This window comes from Methanimicrococcus hacksteinii, from assembly GCF_032714515.1.
GTDB classification, from domain to species: Archaea; Halobacteriota; Methanosarcinia; order Methanosarcinales; family Methanosarcinaceae; genus Methanimicrococcus; species Methanimicrococcus hacksteinii.
The window spans coordinates 15,571-37,134 of record NZ_JAWDKC010000006.1; the positions used below are offsets into that span (position 1 = coordinate 15,571).

General features: G+C 39.6%; 11 protein-coding genes and 2 pseudogenes. 10 read left to right on the top strand and 3 right to left on the bottom strand.

What is annotated here, in order from left to right; translation table 11 throughout:
• The first annotated feature begins 79 nt into the window (after positions 1-79).
• From MmiAt1_RS00960 to MmiAt1_RS00985, 6 genes and pseudogenes are all read left to right on the top strand, one after another.
• The gene (locus MmiAt1_RS00960; RefSeq protein ID WP_318785038.1) at positions 80-964 is read left to right on the top strand and encodes a Ppx/GppA phosphatase family protein; all 885 of its coding nucleotides are present in this window, start codon (positions 80-82) and stop codon (positions 962-964) included.
• A gap of 368 nt (positions 965-1,332) precedes the next feature.
• Positions 1,333-3,306: pseudogene (uvrB, locus tag MmiAt1_RS00965) on the top strand (excinuclease ABC subunit UvrB); the annotation flags it as partial.
• Positions 3,307-3,741: 435 nt separating this feature from the next.
• Positions 3,742-5,190 (top strand): chymotrypsin family serine protease, encoded by a 1,449-nt coding sequence (locus tag MmiAt1_RS00970; protein WP_318785039.1) that lies wholly within the window; start codon positions 3,742-3,744, stop codon positions 5,188-5,190.
• A 380-nt stretch (positions 5,191-5,570) separates the two neighbouring features.
• Entirely contained in the window at positions 5,571-7,046 is a 1,476-nt protein-coding gene (locus MmiAt1_RS00975) for a chymotrypsin family serine protease (protein ID WP_318785040.1), read from the top strand.
• A 162-nt stretch (positions 7,047-7,208) separates the two neighbouring features.
• Positions 7,209-7,838, top strand: coding sequence for a hypothetical protein (locus MmiAt1_RS00980; RefSeq protein WP_318785041.1), 630 nt, complete (start codon positions 7,209-7,211; stop codon positions 7,836-7,838).
• A gap of 285 nt (positions 7,839-8,123) precedes the next feature.
• Positions 8,124-8,750 (top strand): hypothetical protein, encoded by a 627-nt coding sequence (locus MmiAt1_RS00985; protein ID WP_318785042.1) that lies wholly within the window; start codon positions 8,124-8,126, stop codon positions 8,748-8,750.
• A 151-nt stretch (positions 8,751-8,901) separates the two neighbouring features.
• Here MmiAt1_RS00985 and dinB read toward each other — a convergent pair whose 3' ends face one another.
• The 3 genes from dinB to MmiAt1_RS01000 all read right to left on the bottom strand — a co-directional run bounded on the left by dinB (position 8,902) and on the right by MmiAt1_RS01000 (position 11,604).
• Entirely contained in the window at positions 8,902-10,002 is a 1,101-nt protein-coding gene (dinB, locus tag MmiAt1_RS00990; protein WP_318785043.1) for a DNA polymerase IV, read from the bottom strand.
• A gap of 112 nt (positions 10,003-10,114) precedes the next feature.
• Positions 10,115-10,723 carry a FumA C-terminus/TtdB family hydratase beta subunit gene (locus tag MmiAt1_RS00995; RefSeq protein WP_318785044.1) on the bottom strand — a complete coding sequence of 203 codons (609 nt, stop codon included), beginning with the start codon at positions 10,721-10,723 and terminating at the stop codon, positions 10,115-10,117.
• Between the two features lie 8 nt (positions 10,724-10,731).
• Positions 10,732-11,604 (bottom strand): fumarate hydratase, encoded by an 873-nt coding sequence (locus MmiAt1_RS01000; RefSeq protein WP_318785045.1) that lies wholly within the window; start codon positions 11,602-11,604, stop codon positions 10,732-10,734.
• Between the two features lie 284 nt (positions 11,605-11,888).
• Here MmiAt1_RS01000 and MmiAt1_RS01005 point away from each other — a divergent pair, with 284 nt between their 5' ends.
• The 4 genes and pseudogenes from MmiAt1_RS01005 (at position 11,889) to MmiAt1_RS01020 (ending at position 21,311) form a co-directional block, all read left to right on the top strand.
• Complete coding sequence (locus tag MmiAt1_RS01005; RefSeq protein ID WP_318785046.1) at positions 11,889-13,028, top strand: tetratricopeptide repeat protein; 1,140 nt, start codon at positions 11,889-11,891, stop codon at positions 13,026-13,028.
• A gap of 78 nt (positions 13,029-13,106) precedes the next feature.
• A complete protein-coding gene (locus MmiAt1_RS01010) occupies positions 13,107-13,448 on the top strand; it encodes a DapH/DapD/GlmU-related protein (protein WP_318785047.1) in 342 nt (113 codons plus the stop codon).
• Between the two features lie 95 nt (positions 13,449-13,543).
• Positions 13,544-13,711, top strand: a pseudogene (locus MmiAt1_RS01015) (IS1595 family transposase); the annotation flags it as partial.
• Between the two features lie 247 nt (positions 13,712-13,958).
• Complete coding sequence (locus MmiAt1_RS01020) at positions 13,959-21,311, top strand: RHS repeat-associated core domain-containing protein (RefSeq protein WP_318785061.1); 7,353 nt, start codon at positions 13,959-13,961, stop codon at positions 21,309-21,311.
• Positions 21,312-21,564 lie beyond the last annotated feature (253 nt).

Consider the following 21,564-nt stretch of genomic DNA (forward strand, 5'->3'; position numbering starts at 1 on the left):
CAGAATTAATTATCGCATAACGCATAAATTATCGGATAATAAAAATTACACATTATCGGATTCAAAACGGAGGTATTTCATGATTTTTGCAACCATTGATGTCGGTTCAAATGCGGTCCGCCTGCTTCTGACGGATGTCCGGACAATTAAAAATGACGTTGTTTTTGAGCGCCTGGCTATTCTCCGCGTGCCGGTCCGGTTGGGAGAGGACGCTTTTTCGCGCGGCAAAATCTCAACGGACAAAACCACGCAGCTGCTCAAAACAATGTGCGGCTTTCACGAAATTATTGACGGTTTTCAGGTGGCCGACACAATGGCGTGCGCCACGTCCGCGCTTCGGGAGGCGAAAAACGGCAAAGCCATTGCCAAACAAATCAAGAAAAAAACGGGTCTCGACCTTCAAATCATTGACGGCAAAAAAGAAGCGAAATTGATTTACGCCAATCATATTGAAAAAAACTTTGACCCGCGTTATTCTTATCTTTATATCGATGTCGGCGGCGGCAGCACGGAAATCACGTTTGTCAGCGGCGGCGTTCAGAAATCCAAATCTTTTAATGTCGGCTGTATCCGTTTGAAAGAAGGATTCGTTTTAAAAGAAACCTGGAAAGAAATGGACAAATGGCTGAAGAAAAACGTCCGCGGCAAAAATGTTGTCGGTGTCGGCAGCGGCGGCAACATCCGCAGTTTGTATCTGCTGGCCGGCAAAATCAATAATGAGCCGCTGAAAATCGAAGAGCTGGACTTTTTGGACGAAATGCTGCGCAATTACACCATTGAAGAGCGTATGACAAAACTCGGCTTAAAACCAGACCGTGCCGACATTATCGTTCCCGCCTGTTCGATTTACCGCCACATTATGGACACCTGCGGCATCCAAACGATTTACGCCCCGATTATCGGCTTGTCCGACGGCATGGTCCACGCGCTTTACGCCAAACATAAAAAGAAGTTCGTTGAGTGAGTTTTCAGCTCACTCTTTCCTCACTCTTCTTTTACAATAACCGGTCGTTTTCTCCTGTTTTCATTTCATTTTGTTTCATTTCATTTTGTTTCATTTTATTGTTTCATTTTGTTTCTTTCATTTTCCATTTTTATTTTTATCTTTATTTTATTACTTTCACTCCGATGATTAAAGATTAATATAGACATGTCATTTTAAATTCAGTTAATTTTTTAATTCTTTCATTTCCAATTATTTTCAACTTTGTTGTATTAATCATAGTGTTAATCAATCCATTAATCAGTATCATTCAATTCATATCAAAGCTTTCGCCGGCTGTTGAAAAATTCAACGCGGCTGAAATCATAAAAAACGAAAAGTCGATCATTATGAGCAAAAAAGATCTTGAAATCAAAACGCGCAAGCGTGACTCTCCGCCGTTTAAACTGGTCTCGGACATGACGCCCAAAGGTTCTCAGCCGGATGCGATTGAGCGATTAGCCGAAGGCATCGACCGCGGCAACCGCTGTCAAACTCTTCTCGGCGTGACCGGCTCGGGAAAAACGTATACGATTGCAAATGTGATTGAAAAAGTTCAGCGCCCGACATTGGTCATCGCGCACAACAAAACGCTGGCGGCACAACTTTACAACGAATTCAAAGAATTTTTCCCGGAAAACCGCGTCGAATACTTTGTTTCTTATTATGATTATTATCAGCCGGAATCTTATATTCCCGCAAAGGACCAGTATATCGAAAAAGATGCGCAGATCAATCCGAAAATCGAACAGATGCGTCTTGAAGCGACCGCTTCTCTTGTCTCCCGCCGCGATGTGATTGTCGTTGCTTCCGTTTCCTGTATTTACGGTCTCGGCAATCCGGAACGTTTTGAACAAATGGGTGTGGAAGTCACTGTCGGCCTTCAGATGAAACGCAATGATTTGATCGGAAAATTGGTTGACAGTCAGTTTGAGCGCAACGATTTGGAACTTGCGCCCGGCCGCTTCCGAGTCAAAGGAGATACCGTTGACGTCATGCCCGGTTATTATGAAAATATTATCCGGATTGAATTTTTCGGAAACGAAATCGACAGAATTTCGGAAATCGACGGCCTAAACGCAACAAAGAATTTCGACATGGATTCTTTTTTCATCTATCCGGCGCGTCACTATGTGGTTCCGGAGAATGAGCAGGAACGCGCCGTTGAGGCCATATTGGAAGAGCTGGAAGACCGGCTGCCCGAACTGGATATGCTTGAAGCGCACAGGCTGAAACAGAAAACCCTTTACGACATGGAAATGATCCGCGAAACCGGCAGCTGCAAAGGAATCGAAAATTATTCCATGCACTTTGACGGCCGAAAACCCGGAGAGCAGCCTTACTGTTTGATTGATTATTTTCCTGATGATTTTATGATCGTGATTGATGAAAGCCATCAGACACTGCCGCAGGTTCACGGCATGTACAACGGTGACCGCGCACGCAAAAAATCACTGATTGACTACGGGTTCCGTTTGCCGAGCGCATTCGATAACCGCCCGCTTCGGTTTGAAGAATTTGAAAAGTATATGAAGCATGCCATTTTTGTTTCGGCAACACCCGGTGATTATGAAATCAATCAGTCGTCTCAGGTTGTGGAACAAGTGATCCGGCCGACCGGCCTGGTTGATCCGATCGTTGAAATCCGCCCGATTAAAGGACAGGTTGACGATATTATCGCTGAAATCAACAAAGTCATCGCAAACGGTGACCGCGCGCTTGTGACAACGTTAACGAAGCGGCTGGCTGAAGAACTGACGGAATATTTGGCGGAAGCCGGTATCAAAACAAGGTATTTGCATTCGGATATTAAAACGATTGAGCGGACGGAAATTATTCGAAACCTCCGCCTCGGAAATTTCGATGTTTTGGTCGGGATTAATCTGCTTCGGGAAGGTTTGGATATTCCCGAAGTCGGTTTCATCGGTATTTTGGACGCCGATAAAGAAGGATTTTTGAGAGATTCGCGCAGCCTGATTCAAATCATCGGCCGCGCGGCACGTAACTCTAATTCCAAAGTTGTTCTTTACGCCGACAAAATGACGGGGTCAATCAAAAATGCAATGGAAGAAACCGAAAGGCGCCGCAAACTTCAAATGGACTTTAACGAAGCAAACGGCATTATCCCGCAGACGATTATAAAACCGATTCGTGAACAGGTTGCCGAAATTTCGGATGTTAAGTATGTGCCGAAAGCGGAAATTCCGGCTCTGATTATTCAATATGAAGCGGAAATGAATCTCGCCGCAGAAATGCTGGATTTTGAGCGCGCGATTCAAATGCGTGACATTGTTCGGGATTTGGAACGGAAATTGAAAGGGGAGCCTGTTTCAAAGACGGCCGATGAATCCGGTTCAAATTTAATCGATGATTTAAATTCAAGTTCGGCCGGGTCAATTGATTTGAGCAGCCCTCCTCAAACGGGCGCAAAAAAAGATTTGTCTGCTTCAAAGGAAAATTCTAACCGAAAAAAGAAATCCAAACAGAATTAATAAATTTAGTCAGTCCGGCAGCCGCTTTTCAAAACGGTACTTGGCGGGATTATAAATTGATTTGTTCTTAATCAAAACACTTTATTGGAAATTTTTACCATTTAGTTTATTTTATTCATTAGGTATATTTTCGTGAGAAAATTTAAATATATATTTAGTTATAAGATGTAAGATAACTATATTATTTCAAAAATGAGCTATCTTTCAAAAAAATTCAATAAAAAAACTTTTATCAAATGGTGTATCGGGATGCGGGTAACTACAAAAATGATATGTTTCACTGTGTTAATACTTACTGTTGCTTTCGGTTTGCTTTCTCCGGCTGCTGCAATTAATGATTTCAGATATTCATCTTATCATAATATGTCGGCAGAAGAAATTCAGAGAATTGTGGACGAAACAACCGGAACACAGATAGACAGATTTGACGGAATGATGATACATAATCCGGACGCTTTGGCCGTTTTCGGTATAATTCCTGAGAAGGCGAAAGGAATTGAAGCTTATGAATATTGGCTTCAAATGGGAAATATATCAAAAGCACTGTCAAATGATGAAGTTATGCAAAGTATGCATTATACAAACGGCGGCGCTGTGATTGGTCAGGGCACGCAGTGTATTTGCTATACTTCAATTATGATTCTGGATGAGCGTTTGGATGATTTTACTGAAGAAGATATGCTGAGAATCAAAGAACGTGTGGACTACTATGCATCCCTTGAAGGCCTCACAGACTCCCCGCTTGCATTCTTTAAAAGTGAAATGCCTGACTCTTATCTGTCCGAAGAACAGCTTCTGGAACTTTGGGAATCCGGGTACGGCGGGCTGACAATTACGGACGGGTTTGAAAATTTGACTCAGCTTCAAAACAATCGCCTTATTTCAATTTCTGCCGAAAATATCGGCTTTGAAAAATATTCTGAAAATCGGGCGCTTTCATCAGAAACATCCTTTATTGAACGCTTGTTGTCACTTTTCAAAAAACAATCCGATGTCATTGAACTTTCCGCAACCGGATATATCGGCAATGATGTTGATTTGGCAACTGAAAAAGTTCGTCCTCTCATCGGCGGATTGATGATTGCAACGCCCACAAGCAGCGGAACAATCGGTTATGCGGCAAAAGCCGCCAATGATTCCAACGTGACAGGAATCGTTTCAGTGGCGCACGTGTTCCACTTTGAAAACAAAACTGTTTATCAGCCGAAGCAGGGATCTAATAATTCGCTCGGCACATTTTCAATAATGGCGAAAGAAATTGACTCGGTCTTTATTCCGGTCAAGTCTTCTGATCTTAAAGCGGCCATTTATACCGGCAACGGTGACGGTGAAATTCTTGATGTCATCGGTTACGAAGGCGCAATCAGCAGCGGAATGCCGCTTTATAAATCCGGCGTTGTTTCCGGAAATACGGCAGCAACCTATTACGGTGTCCGCTACAACCAAACTTTCACGGTAAAGAACGGCACAATCAACTACACTGTTAATCATGTCGGTGTGATTCAGGAAATGTCTGAAGAAAACTGTTCCGTTCCCGGAGACAGCGGCGGACCGATTTATGCCAAAATAAAAGCGACCGTAAACGGTACCGAACAAGATGTTGCGGTTCTTCTCGGAATCCTTGAAGGCGGCGACGGAAAAGGAACGGTTTATTATGTTCCGTGTACCGAAATTAAAGAACAGATGGGAATTGTTCCGTTGACTATAAATGATTGATATTTTTAATATCATTTCATTTTTGACGGATCATTTTTTATTTTATATTTTTAAAATTTCTTTTTTTGTTTCGATATTTTTATTTTTGAATTTATTTCATCAATCCATATTGTTTGTTTTTCTTTTGATTTTATCTGTTTTCATTTTTATTTTTCATTTTCTTTGTTCTTATTTTCCGTTTTGTTCATTCAGCCATTTTTTTCGCGGTGTTGAATCTCTAAGTTCTTCTCAAAAATTTTTCGTCTCGGCAGGTCAAATAATCTCATTCAATGCAAATTATAATATACTGTTGTATAATTGTATTATTATCGAAATTCATCATTTTATTGTTGTGTTCCGATTTTATATTTTTTGACAAAAACAATCAAGAGGCAATTTATATGCGGATTCATACAAAATTCATTTGTTGTGCCGTTTTATTCATCGCAGTCACAGGATTAATTACGCCTGCTTTCGGGTTTAATGATTTCAGATATTCTGCTTATCATAATATGACGGCCGAAGCGATTCAAAAAGTCGTTGATGAAACAACAGGCACTCAAATTGATCGGTTTGATGAATTGCAAATGAATTCGGATGTGCTGGCGGTTTACGGCATTATTCCCGAAAAAGCAAAAGGCATTGAAGCTTACGAATATTGGCTTCAGATGGGAAACATTTCTAAAGCTCTCTCCAAAGATCCTGTCATTCAGCGTATGCATTATTCGAACGGCGGCGCTGTTATCGGTCAAGGAACACAATGTGTTTGTTATACTTCCATTATCATTTGGGACGAACGGGCAGATGAATTTACGGAAGAAGACATGCTTGCCGTCAAAGAACGGGTTGATTATTACGCTTCCCTTGAAGGACTTTCCGATTCTCCGATTGTATTTTTCAAAAGCAAAATGGCGGATTCATATCTGACGGAAGAACAGGTTTTAGAACTTTGGGAATCCGGATACGGCGGTTTAATAATTAATGACGGACATGAAAATCTGACTCCTCTGCGGGATGGATTAAATACTGCACCGGATGCGTCTGCTTTTTCTTCCGCGTCTGTGGATCTCGAAAACACAGCCCTTTCGGGAGATCTTTCTTTCATTGAGCGCCTTCTATCTGTTTTTTCGATTTTCAAATCGGATGATTATACGGAATTTCCGGCAGACGGCCGTATTACTCAAAAAGAATTTGCCGATGAAAAAATCCGTCCGATTGTCGGCGGTTTAATGGTTGCAACTTCTACAAGCGGCGGCACGGTCGGTTACGCAGCGAAAGATATTTCTGATTCCGATATCCGCGGAATTGTGACGGTTGCGCATGTTTTCCATTTTGAAAACAAAACGGCTTATCAGCCTCGTCAGGGATATACGGACGGTAATAAAATCGGTTTTTTCACGAAAATGAGTAAAGACGGAGATTCTGTTTTTATCCCGATGAATTCTTCTGATGTTAAAGCAGCGATTTATACGGGGGAAGGCGACGACCGGATTTTAGATGTTATCGGTCATGAAGGTTCTGTCAGCAGCGGAATGCTGCTCCGTAAATCCGGAATGGTTTCGGGAAACACCGAAGGAACTTATTACGGTGTCCGATACAATCAAACTTTCACGGTCAAAAACGGCACAATCAATTATACGGTTGATCATGTCGGCGTTATAAAAGAATCATCCGCTGATTCTTATTCTGTTCCCGGAGACAGCGGGGGGCCGATTTATCTCCAAACAGATATGAAAATAAACGGCACTGAAAAAGATGTTGCCGTCCTTCTGGGCATTTTAGAAGGCGGGGACGGAAACGGTACGGTTTATTATGTTCCGTGTACGGAAATTAAAGAGAATATTAATGTTGTTCCATTGACGATATATGATTATTGATCATAAATATTTTTATTAATTTTCTCGTATTTATGTTTCTGTTCGTAATGTTTTTATACCAATTGTTCGTATCTATCAATTATAGTAATTGATTATAATCTGCAACTATTTATCATTGTTATTAATTGTATTGGCGTTAATTATTGAGCGAAGGGATTCTTAATGGAAACGAAAAAAATATTACGGCATAATTTATTAAAATATGCTGTTTTTATTCTTTTATTGGTGTCTGTTACGCTTCCCGTATCGGTTGCTTCTGACGGCGAAACCGGTCAAAGTTTACTTCCGACGGATTATATTAAATCTATTATCGACAATACGCCTGCAACAAATCCTGAATTAATTAAACAGGCCGCTTCCGGTCAAAATACTGTTGCAGTTTCCGGTACAATTCCGACTCTTCCGAAAGGGGAGGAATCATATCACTGGAATTTAATTCTTCAAAACATTTTAAAAGAAATTCACACTGAAGATTTATTGGCTTCTTATCATTGGGATAACGGCGGATTTATTATCGGGTATGGCTGCACTCCTGATTATATTGAAATTTCTGTTCATTCCGAAGCGCAGTATTCTGACAGTGAGGTTAAAAAAGTTATTCAAGCGGTTCAATCCGCAGGCGAGAAACACGGTATTTCCGATGTTCCGATTATTATTGAAAAAAGCCTTCCTCCGCAAGGGTATGCTCAGACGCAGCCTGATGCCGTGAAAACAATTCCCGGAGTCGGATTAGGGGTCGGAGCATTATTAGTTATTGCAGCCGTTTTAATTGTGAGCAAATTTAAAAAATAATTTTTCTTCAAGTTTTAATTTTGCTTAATCGAATTCTCCAATTTTATCACTCTCTAATTATTAATAGAATTTTACTTTTTTTAATCTAAACCGATTAATATTCTGCCATTCTCCTGCTTTATTTGGCTGTAATCGGTATCCCGGTCGGAAACGTATTTATATGTCGGAAACGTAACCACAAAATGTTACGACTATTATTTATTCGAAATAATAGTATGACATAAAAATGGTTTAATTCACATAATTTAATTAAAATATTTAATTAAAAATTCCGATCTGATTAATATGACTAAACTGATAAACAACAAAAACGTGGCAATCCGCCATTTATTTGTTTTAGTTATACTGATTTCATTAATTTCCCCCGCATTGGCCGGAGCGACAGATACGGAAAGTTATTTCTCTGAATCATATATTCAGGAAATTATCAATAACACACCTGCACCGGATTCTGTTTTATTTGAACAGGCCAAAAAAGACAGCAATACCGTTGCTGCCGCAGGAAATATTCCTGTTTTATTACCCGGCAGAGAATCATATGAATGGTTTGTTCTGCTTCAAGGAACCGTGAAAAAGATTAATGACGAAAATCAGTTGGACCCGCATTTATGGGATAACGGCGGATTTATTATCGGTTACGGATGTCATCATTCTTATGTCCAGGTTTATGTTTCCGGCACTTATTCCGATGAAGACATTAACAAGGTCATTCGGATTGTTCAGGATGCAGGAAAAGCATACGGAATTGATGATGTTCCTTTAATCATCGTAATTGATGAACATGCGCAAGGATTTGACAACACGCCGGCAGGTTCCGGCGAACCCGCTAAAACAATACCCGGTGTCGGGTTAGGTGCTTCTGCATTTTTAGCATTGTTTGTCGTTCTCTGCATTAACAAATTTAAGAAGTAACTTCAATAACGATTGTTATTGATTGCTTTTTGTTCTTTTTTTAACCGTTTTTCTCATCGGGTAATTGTATTTTTATTTTTTAGAATGAGCCGTTTAAAACAAAAAATGCAATTCTGCAAAAGTAAATTTCGTTCGGCTGCGGCTGCCGCGGTTAAAAGAAGTCTGTCAATTGCATTTGGCCGGCATCTGTTTTCTTTAAGTTTGAAACGCCGATATTAATCTGTCTGACTTTTTTCTTGGAATCCGTGTTTGCCATCAGCTCGTCAATCATATCTTGAGCATGTCGTTTTAAGAAGAAAATGTCGGCTGTGTGAACCGTATGGCTTCTTGATTTTGTCGCGGTCGTAAAATCTGAATATCTCAGTCCGATGGAAATTGTTTTAAAATACATTTTTTTCTGCATTAAGATGGAATGAACTTCTTCGCAGACGGATTCGGATCCTAATTTCACGGCGGCCGGATCGTTTGTATAAGGGCTTAACGAATGAAACCGGCTGATTGATTTGGCATCGGCCGTTTCCATGACCTGCGTCGTGTCAAGTCCGTTGGCAACGTCCTGGAAATTCATTCCGTGTTTGCCGAGTTTTTCATAAATCCGGCGTTTATCGGCTTTTGCCAAATCGCCGACGGTTTGAATTCCGAGCAAATCAAATGTTTCCGCCGTTTTTTTGCCGACGCCGGGAATTTTTGTCACCGGCAGCGGGGCCAGGAAATCTTTGATCTCATTCGGACGGACAACGGTTATCCCGTCCGGTTTTTGAAATCCGGAGGCGATTTTTGCGGCGGATTTTGTCGGCGCGATTCCGACCGAACACGTGATTCTTTCCGTGGCTTTGATTTCCTCTTTAATCTTTAAAGCACAATCTGCCGCGTCCTCGTAAGAAATAACGTTGTCTTTGAAAAGAACATAAGCTTCGTCAATACTGACTTTCTGGACGGTTTTGACGTGTTTTTGAATGATCTTAATCACGTTGTCGGAAACCTGTCTGTAAAGCGTATTGTTCATGGGAAGACAAATGACATCCGGGCAGAGTTTGACGGCTTCCGAGAGCGGCATTGCCGAGTGCAGACCGAATTTGCGGGCCGGATAAGAAGCTGCGCTGATAACGCCTTTGGAAGTGTCCATATGCAAATGAAATGTCTTGGAACAGACAACGACCGGCTTTTCTTTTAATTCCGGCTTGTCGCGGATTTCAACAGACGCGAAAAAGCTGTCCATATCAATATGCATGATGATTTTATCAGCTGCCATTTTTTTAAACTCGTTACGGCCGTTTTTCGGCTTGATTTTGACCTTTAATTATTTGTTTCATCGGATGTTTGCCGGAATATCATTGTTCCATTAAGCTGCTTTTCAATAAGTTTCAATCGCGTGCAAACGGCTTTTTAAACTGTTTTTTAAAAACAGTTTCAGCTCTTTCTTTAACATCTCGGAACAAATCATTTCCGGCGGTGTCAATCCCGGCAATCAGGGGGCCGAAATTTTCAACCCGCAGTTCCCAGACGGCTTCGGGCATTCCCAAATCTTCCCAGCTGACGCCGCGGACTTCCTGAATCATGTCAGCAGCCATTGCAGCACAGCCGCCGGTGTATGATAAATAAATGCATTTCTGTGTTTCCATTGTTCCGGCAAGTCCGGTCATTCCGCCTTTTCCGATGAGAATGCGAATCTCATGATTCTTTAAAACAGCCGGCGTCATTTTTGTCATCCGGTCGCTTGTTGTCGGACCGGCGGCAACAGTGTGCCATTTCCCGTCCTTTTTTTCCATGACCGGGCCGCAGTGGTAAACGGCGCCGCCGGATAAATCGAACGGAAGCGATTTGCTTTCTTCGTCGTATTCCAAAATCCGAAGGTGTGCTTCGTCGCGGGCGGTGTAAATTGTTCCCGTCAGGTAAACAATGTCGCCGGCGCTGACTGCCGTGGCATCGGCCTCACGCAGCGGTGTTTTCAGATAGTGTGTTTTTTGCGCCATCAGCACCATCAGCGGTTTCCTCCTTCATAAACGGCGGAAGCGTGACGGTTCGCCCAGCACTGGATGTTTACGGCAACGGGAAGGGATGCGGTGTGGCAGGAGGCTTTTTTGATTCGAACGGAAAGCGCGGTCGTGTCTCCGCCGAGTCCCATGCAGCCGATTCCGAGTGCATTGATTGCGTCCAGGATTTCTTTTTCATAATCGTCATAGCCCGAATCGGGATTGTTCGGGTCTCTCAAATCTTCCAAAAGTGCTTCTTTTGCCAATTTTGCAGATTGGTTGAACGAACCGCCGATTCCGATTCCGAGTATCACCGGAGGACACGGCTTGCCGCCGGCATCCATGACGGTTTTGACAATAAATTCTTTGATTTTCGGAATTTCGGTCGGCGTAAACATCTTCAGCACGCTCATGTTTTCAGAGCCCGCGCCTTTCGGCGCAACTGTTATTTTCAGATTTTTGCCGGGGGCAAATGTCCAGTTGATTTCGGGAAGCCCGTCCCCGAGATTATTTTGTGTGTTATGCCGCGTCAGCGGATCGACAACATTGGGGCGAAGCGGAATTTGTGCCGTTGCTTTTGCGCATCCGTCCCGAACAGCGCCTTCCAGGTCAAAATTCAGGCAGAGTTCGCGTCCGATTTCAACGAAGAAAATGAAAATGCCTGTGTCCTGGCAGATCGGAACGCTTTTAGCGCCGGCGATTTCAATGTTCTTCAGAATTGCTTCCAATTGTGCTTTTGCAATCGGGTCGGATTCTGTTTCCGCCGCGCGGTTTAAGGCGTTTATGGTGTCTTCCGGCAGCGTTGTTTCCGAGATTCTCAAAATGTCTGCAACAGCCTCAGAAACAGCTTCAAATGATAATTCTTTAATTTTAACGTCCACCGGAAATTCCTCAAAAATTCTTTAAAAGATTCGCCTGTTCGATTTGATTTTTGCTTTATTTTTGCTTTGGTTTTTCAATTTGAAATGGTTTTCATGATTTATATTGATAACCCCGATTCTCTCATGTTTTTTTATTTATCCGTTTTTTGTTTATCCGTTTTTTATTTATTCGTTTGCGGCTTATTCATGGCTTATATATCTGAACCGTATTTTGTATTACATATTTTATTGCTGTTTCGTAATCATTTTACATCTGTTTTTACGAAAGTTATGAGGTTTTTTAAATGTCTGATGAAAACAAATTAAATATGTTTATTCCCGCAGATGAAGAAGCTTTTTCCTGCCCGTATGCCGACGGCGGCGAAGAGGTCAGCGCGCAGAAGTGGCACAAGATTGCGATGGATTTGGCGGCCGACGGCGCGCTTGACGAATCGATGGATGCTTTTGACAGCGGTCTTGAGCTGGAGCCTGAGAATACTGTTCTTTTGCGCAGCAAAGCGGCCGTTCTCAGCCGTTACGGCAAGAAGGAAGAGGCTTATCAGGTTTATTTAAAGGCGCTTTCGTTTTATCCGGACGACGCCGTCTTTTCAAACGGCGCGGGTTATGTTTTAATGGAAAGCGGCCGCGCGAAAGAGTCGCTTCAGTTTTTTGATCAAAGTATTGCATCCAACCCGCAGTTCCCGAATCCGTGGCTCGGCAAGGGCATTGCGTACGGCGAGCTCGGCAATTTTGAAAAATCGGTGGAAGCTTACGACAAAGCGCTTGCGCTTCGTTCCGATTACAAAGAAGCTTATTTCGGAAAGGCTGTCGCGCTCGGTGCGCTCGGGGAATTTTCCGCAGCTGTTGCCGCATTTGACAAGGCGCTTGAATCAGAGCCCGACAACGCCGATGTCTGGTATTACAAAGCGCTTGCTTTGGATTCCATGGGTGATGCCGACAACGCTCTGATTGCTTACAAAAAAGCCGTTGAAATCCGTCCCGAATACGATGATGCCTGGAACAACATGGGCATTCTTTTAAACGCGCTCGGCCGATTTGACGAAGCGCTCGAATGTTTTATTCAAGCGTCCGAAATTGACGGCGACCAGGCGGATGTTTGGTTCAACCGCGGCTACACGCACGCTGTTTTGGGACAGTTCGACGATGCCGCCGGCTCTTTCAGAGAAGCCATTGAAATCGATCCGACATTTGCGCCCGCTTACATGGAAGCCGCTTTCGTTTACGTTCAAACCGGCTTCCCCGAAGAAGCCGTGAATTTATACGACCATGCCATTGCGCTTGAGCCGACCGCCGAAGCTTATTTCGGAAAAGCGGTGGCGCTTCAGGTCATCGGCGATCCGGAAAAAGCGGAAGAAGCGTTTGAAAAAGCGTTTGAATTGGATCCGCGGTATAAGGAGATTTTTGAAGGGCAAAATCAGAAATAAAAATTATGGTGGAATTATGAAATATTTTGTATTGGGTTTGTATTGTCGGCTGTCGTTTTATCGGCAGGATGCATTGATGTGAATTATTACGGCACCGAGCCGGCTCCATCTTCTAATCAAAGTAATAATCAAAGAATAGAAACACCGCAAAGTTCGGGTATTGCGTCTGATGCAAAAATTGGCCAAGGAGCAACAATTGGAAATAATGTTACAATTGAATCCGGTGTGAGCATAGGGCAAGGCGCTGTCATTGAATCGGGTGCCAAAATAGGTCAAAATTCGAAAGTCGGACAAGGGGCTGTTGTAAAATCAAATGCTGTTATTGGAAAAAATGCAGTTATCGGGCAAGGTGCAGTTATCATGCCGAATGCTGTTGTTCCTGACGGCTCTCGAGTTTCTCAAGGTGCAATTGTTTATTAATTTTTTTTGGTCATGATAAGAACAACCATTAACTTGGTGTTAAAATCATGACTATGCAAATGAAAAATAAATACATTTTTCGTTCGTAAAATCAAATTGTGAAGCTTTTTGTTTTGGATTTAGATGCAACTCAAATATCCCATATTACCGTAAGCCGTATTACGATCAACAGATATCTTATGGCAATCCGCAAGCAGATTGCTGGATTCTGCGAAGCAGAATCCCCTTTCCAAGGAGAAATTGAAGTTGATGAATCCTATTTTTTAAACATTTTTAATTTCTAATAAACATCAAATGATTCATTTTGATATTTATTAGTTCTATCTATTATCTTGTTCGCTACAATTTTCTCTCTAATATATATTTTTTCATTATTATCATTTTTTAATTTTCATTAATTATTATCTCATTCATTTTATTTTTACAACGTTATTTTTATATCCTATGAACCCAATTTGTTTTTATTTTCTGATTATTTAGTAAATTTATTTGTTAACTCTATTGACTGAAATGGAATTGGTTTATATGTTTTTGAAAAAATTATTGATTTGTATTTTTAGCGTGATGATTCTAACTTCTACTTTGCCACTTTCATTGGCAACTGAAAATTCTGATATTGATGCTTCCGATATTTATGGTGTTGATTTTGAACCTTCTGTTCAAATTCTTGATGATACAGATTCAAATAATGAATTTGATTCCGATTTGAATTATGACGAGTCAAAAAATAATGATCAACAGCTTTTAACAAATAGGCTTGCATCCTCTATTCCATCTGTTATAAATACAGGCTGCATAACTGAAGTCAATGGCCCTGAATTTACATATTCAAATGATGCTTATTTGACAAGCCTTTTTTCTGGTGCTGCAACATATGATTATGGATTCCAAGTCCCGGCAGGTATTGCAGGATTTGAACCCGTTATTTCCCTCTCTTATAACAGTCTGTCATCAGGAGGTGCTTACGGATGGCTTGGTGACGGTTGGGAACTTAATGATAATTACATTTTCAGAAAAGTGAATTATACACCTTTGAATACAACTGATGATAGTTTTCGTTTAATTTTTAATGGAACAGGGTATGATTTAATTTATAATGCAACTGAAAATCGGTATCATACGAAATCTGAAACGTATATGTATATTACAAAAGAATCCGGAGCATCTAATCAGAACGGAGAATATTGGGTTCTTAAAACACCTGATGGAAATGTTTATCGATTTGGATACAATGTTGATTCTGAATTTATGAATTCGGTCGAGGGACGAAATTATGTATCTCGTTGGTATTTGGATCAGGTCACAGACGTTTTTGATAAAAATATTAACTACACTTATATTCAAAATCCATCATCTGGGGAAATCGGTGCTACTTATCTTGACACCATTTCTTATAACAACGGATCAGCTGAAATAAAGTTTTTACGCATTCCTAAAACAAATTACTTCGATATTTACGAAGAAGGGTGCAGGTATAAAGAAATGAATCTTTTATCCGGAATTTCTATGCATGTGAATTCCGAGCTTGTTCGAAGATATGCTTTTGATTACAATACCTCTGCAAATCATGTTCTTTTAAGTTCCATAGCTCTTTTCGGAGATGATAATGTCACTTCTTTACCGGCGACAATTTTTGATTATTATTTGCCTGGTACGAATTATTCAAACACATCTCTATATTTACCGACACCGACTTATGATAATTATTCGGCATTGGGCGTTATTCCGGTTGATTTGAATGGTGACGGCAAAATTGACTTCGTTAAAAATACATTAAATCCTAATTCAAATGAAACATGGATTTCTGGCGGTAATACATCTCTTAATAACAGTTGGAAACTTCCGACAGCTACAATGGATAATAAAAAAGACACAGGCGTTCGTTTAGTAGATCTTGATGGTGATGGGTTGGTGGACGTAGTTCAAAACTCATTAAATCCAACTGTTAATGAAACATGGATTAATACAGGAACAGGGTTTGAATTAAATGCGACTTGGAATATTCCTGAAGCAATAGTTAACAATTCAATCAGTGCAGGTTTGCAGTTTATTGACATTAATGGTGATGGTTTAACAGATATTGTTCAAAATACTGTTTCTCCGACAGTTAATCGTACTTGGATTAATACAGGAGCAGGTTTTGAGTTGGATAACAATTGGAGAATTCCAGTTGAAACAGTAAATAATACACAAGACACAGGAGTGCGTTTTGTTGATATCAATGGTGATGGACTTGTTGATATTATTCAAAACTCCGAAAACCCTAATTATAACAGAACATGGATTAACACCGGAACCGGTTTCGTATTAGATGAAAATTGGAAGTCTCCTGTTGCATTTGTTAATAATTCAAAAGATCTGGGTGTCAGGTTGTTAGACTTAAACGGGGACGGTTTAATTGACATCACTCAAAACTCTCAATATCCGTCTTATAACAGAACTTGGTTGAATACGGGATATGGTTTCATTGAAAATAATTCTTTCAATGTTCCTTTTGCTTTTACAAATAATGGCATTGATCTTGGGGTCATTGCGGTGGATATGAATCATGACGGCTTGATTGATTTCACGCAGAATACCCTCAATCCGAATGTCAATCGTACGTCTGTTCGGAATACGAAAGCGCCGTACAAATTATCATCAATTTCTCATTCTGCTGGATCATCGACTCATATTACCTATAAACATTCTGCTTATTATAATCATAATGACAGTCAAGACATTCCGCAAATGGCCAGCAAAATGTGGTTGGTCAGTTCTGTTTATACAGATGAGGGCAATACAATTCTTTCTCTTGAGAAAGAGTACAATTATACGGGCGGGGTTATGATTATTGCTCCTAAAGGCAAAAGTGAATTCCGAGGTTTCAATCATGTCCGCGTAACAACACACAGAAGTATTGAGCATCATTATTTCCATCAGGATGAATATAAAAAAGGATTAGAATCAAGCGTTTCTATTATTGCCCGTTGGATTCTCTCTGGATCTTCAAACATTCATACATATGAAGAAACGGTTTCGTCAGATGGTGTCTACAACATTTTATTGTCTTCCACAGAATCTCGCTTAGACGGGGCAACGATTCATACAAATTATACTTATGATAATTATGGAAACATTCTTGAAATTGCAGAATCCGGTGATGTAACAGTTGTTGGAGATGAACGGAAAACAATTACTGAATATAATTATAATACAAGTAAATGGATTTTAAATTCCGTAAAGTCTACATCAATCTATGATTCTGATGATAATGAAATTGCAAAAACAACTTATTATTATGACGGAGCAGCGAATGAAAATATATCGCCTTCCAAAGGGTTGGTTACAAAAGTTATAAAATGGAATAATAATGGATCTGATGCTATTGCTTCTTATGAATTTGATTCTCTTGGTAATTTAATTACTGAAACAGATGCGAATGGAGGACGAACAGAAGCGGAATATTCAGCAACATCCGGCTATTTGTATCCGGTCCGCATGACAAATGCTTTAAATCAAACAACACAATTTGAATATGATATCAAAACGGGCAATTTAATAAAATTGACTGATCCTAATGGTATTTCCATCGAAAACGTGTTTGATACTTTTGGCCGTGTTGTCAAAGTTATTCGTCCTTTCGATTCATATGCTTCTCCTTCTTTAGAATACGCGTATTTCTTTGACGGCAACTGGCCTGAATGCATTCGAACAACAGTTAAAGAGGCTGACAATCAAACTTTGGAAACATTTAAATATTTTGATGGAGCCGGCCGCATTGTAAAAACTGAACGTCCCGGCCCCGATAACATTCTTATCACTGAGGAAATAAAGTACAATTATTACGGAGAAGCAATTGAAGAAATTGAACCGTATGCTCCAGGTGAACAAAAAAGAAGCACAAAAACAGAATATGATCAAGCCGGAAGAGTCATTAAAATAACAAATCCTGATAATTCTTATAAAATTATTGAATATGACGGCTTAAACATCACACAGTATGATGAAAAAGATCATGCAACAAAAGTTGTGCAAGACGTTTATGGCAATATCTTGAAAGTAATTGAATTCAACGGCCTTGAGGTTTATGAGACAAATTATGAATATGATGCCTGTGACAGGTTAGTTAAAATAATTCCTATGCAAAATTATGATCAATCTTCCATTGCATTTTCAAATGAAATTCTTACGCCTTATTTCCTTTTAGATTCGAAAACAGCTATCATTCAAATCGGATCATTGGGTGCGAATGAATCAATGACAATTAATGTTTCTTTAAATGGTTCTAATCCTCAAAATAAAGTTTTGTTTGATTTCTATGATCATTTTACATCTAACAATGGTTGGGTACGCAACGGCACGGGACAATTCCCATGGGTTACTGAATCTATCGGATGTATTGATGGTGTCGGTGTTTTCATCAGTTCATTAAATTCTAATATGAATACATTTACGTCTGTTGAAAGTGTTGACATTTCCGATGGATATGTTTTTTATACAAGATTTGATCCGTTTGAATTTGCTCCTGAAAATATATATCATACAGGAATTTCAAATGACAATATTGGAACTAATTTTGCCGGCTTTAATGTAACGGAAACGACAAATTGGACAACCATGATGTGGATGCCGACACAATCTTATATGTCCGGAAATCAAAGTGCTTCAGGTTATTCCTATTCTCAGAATATGATGTTGTACAAAATCGTTTATGATGCATCTGTCAATACGACATCTTTCTATTACGACAATGAGCTTGTTCATGTTTTTAACGGCACCATCCCGGCAAATGAACTGACTTCGCTTTATTATAAAAAAGGTGGTCGTGACGGTGGTACATTTATTGATTATATCTTTGGGCATAAGCATACACCCGAAATTGTTACTCAACAAGTTTCTTCTCCAGAATCAATTCAATTGACAGTAAGAAATACCGGGGCGGAAACCGTCGAAAATGCCAAAGTAGAATTTGATATTTCGTCTCTCGGTCTTGTAAACAGATCTTTGTCTATTGCCACTCTTAAGTTTGAAAGTGATTCCCCTGTTGGTATTCCTTATTCTGCTCCTTACAAAGTTGCCAATACAACATTTGTCTATGACTCATTAGGTCAGCAAATAAAGATGGATGACCCTGATTTGGGCGAATGGTTCTACGAATATGATGCAAACGGAAATCTTATTTGGCAAGCAGATGGCCGTGGAGTTGAAACTGACTATGAATTTGATGCCTTGAACCGTTTAACCAAAGTTGATTATCCCACACAGTCGGCAACAATATATGAATACGATATTGGCCGTATTGGAACACTTTCCAGAGTTACTTCTGAAATTATGGAGAAAGAATTTGAGTATGATAACCGGTTCCGTGTTATTAATGAAACTATTACTTTGGACAACATTACTTATTCAACATTATATGAATATGATTTACTTGACCGTGCTGTCAATATAACATATCCGAACAATCAAACTCAAACGTTCGAATATGATGAAAGCGGTTTACTCAAATCGATTCCCGGAATCATTGACAACATTGAATATGATTCTTCAACATTGACAACAAAAAAAGAATATTCAAATGGCATGACAACAATTTTTGAATATGACAACGAAACAAATCGGTTGAAAAATCTTCAAACGAATAATTTGCAAAATTTTTCTTATGAATTTGATTCAAAAGGAAATATTATTAAAATCACAGATCATCTAATTAATGAAACACAAAGATTCAATTATGATGATTTGGATCGTTTGGTTCATGTTGATGGTGATTCTTATTCCCACAATTATATCTATAATCCGTTGGGATGTATGCTTGCTTTTTATGACGGCACACAACTTACATTTTTTGAACATGGAGAGAATGCCGGCATTCATGCCCCGACAAAAGCCGGCAATATGTCTCTTTATTACGATTCAAATGGAAATTTGATTGAAGACGGTAATTTCTTGTACATTTATGATGAAGCTAATCGTTTGAAAGAAGTTTTTGACAAATCAAATAATAATTTAACAATTGCACAATATTGGTATGATGAAAGTGGTACCCGTATCAAAAAAATTGAAAATGGAAACACTTCTTATTATGTCAATTTGGCTTATAATGTTCAAGACGGCAATGAAACTGTTTATTATTTTGCAAACGGTGAACGTGTTGCCAAGGAAAGTTCTGAAGGATTGTTTTTCTATTTGAATGATTATTTGGGTTCAACAAATGTAATCGTTGACAATAGCGGTAATTTGAGTGAAAAAATAATGTATTACCCATTCGGAAATCCACGAGATGCTGTTTTGACACCGAGTTTCCAACAAATCGAAGTCGATAATTTGTTTATGCAAATGGATTTTACAATGGAACGAAGTAATGTCCTTACAGGCCATATTCATTCAGAGGACGAATTTATTGAAAACGGACTTGAGAATTTGCTTGAAGAAACAAGTGGCGAAAACCTCCTTGTGAATGAAATAGTTTCTGCAGCCACGGCTGTTTCATCGGAATTGGACTCAGAAAGCGGATTTGAAATTTCCAGATTTGCAGATGATGGAAATGTTCAAGTTTTAGAGCATTCATCTGCTAATCCCTCGGCTCATTCTTTGTCTGATGAATGGGCTGCTTTTAAAAATCAAAGAGTTCTTAAAACCAAAGATGTTTTTGAAGCTCAAAAAATTGCAGGTGGTCATAAATATTACATTAAGGCCGAAATTACTGACATTGACAGAATGATGACAGCTCAATCGACTCGGCAAAAAGACTTCGAGTTTGATGAATCTGAATTTATAAAAACTGTCAGTGCTGTTTATACCTGTGACAGCGCCGAAACATCAAATCCTCTCAGTTTGTTGAGTTCAATAGGGGTGAAAAGTACAATATTGAATATTTCTGATCCCATTTTAATCGACTTGACAGAAACTTTTGGTGAAGGAAATGAACCCGATGTAGAATGGTGCAATGAGAATATTCCTTATTTGGGAAGTGTTGATAAAACAACAATTTCCATCCCAATGGCGTCTACAGTCTCTTTTTCATATGCATCGGAAACTTATACATTCAATGGAAAAGAAATGGATAAAGACATCGGTCTCTATTATTATGATGCCAGATACTATAATCCGTCAACTTTTACTTTCACACAGGCAGACAGTATTATTCCGGACGTTTATAATCCACAAGCGTTGAATCGTTATGCCTATTGTTTGAATAATCCTGTAACTTATACTGATCCTGACGGCCATTTACCTCTTTTGGTAACGGCAGCAATCGGTGCAGCTGTAGGTGGATTGGTCGCTGGCGGTGTTTCATACTTATCTCAAAAAGCAAATGGTGGCGAAGTTGACATGAATCAGGTTTATGGTGCTGCCCTCGGCGGAGCCGTTGCTGGCGGCATTGCTGGATTAACTCTTGGTGCAGGTTCTGCTCTTTCTGCTGCAGCAATCACATCATCCGGTGGGCAAATGGTTGGAGCGGCTTACTTGCAGGCAACAATCATGCCTTTGGCAGGAGCTTGCGGAAACACAATTGGTGGAATGGCTGGAAGGGCCACAGAAAGCTATTATCTGGATAAAAAGGTGAACATGAGTTATGTGGGTGACGGTAATGCAGTTCTATCAGATTTCGCTTTAGGCGGCGTTGCAGGTTCATTAACTCCAATTAAAAAACTTGTTCCTTTGAAACAATTCAAATTAAATTCTCAAACTCTTAAAGAAATAATGTCTACAGCTGAGCAAGATCTTATATTCCAAACAATTTCACAAAATCCGAATGATTTACAAGCTGTTGCAGAAGTTGTTGCTGAACAGCCGGAATATATTATTCGGCGGGTTGTTATTGTTAGGTATGTCAGCAGTTGCCCAATTTGCAATCCAAGTTTATTAAACGGATAAAAGAAAATATAAAATGTTGATGAAATAACTTTTAAAGAATGGTAGTAATACTGCCACTCTTTATTTTTATAAGGAGTAAAATCATGGGTTTTGTAGAATCTTATAGATATTTAATTCGGTCATTTTATGTATTCTTATTCATTTTTTATTTTTTATTTGTTGTTTTTATTGAACCCGATGGATACATGTTGGCATGGAGTATTATTTTTGTTCAAATTTGGATTGCATTTTATTGTATTTCCAACTGCGGTTT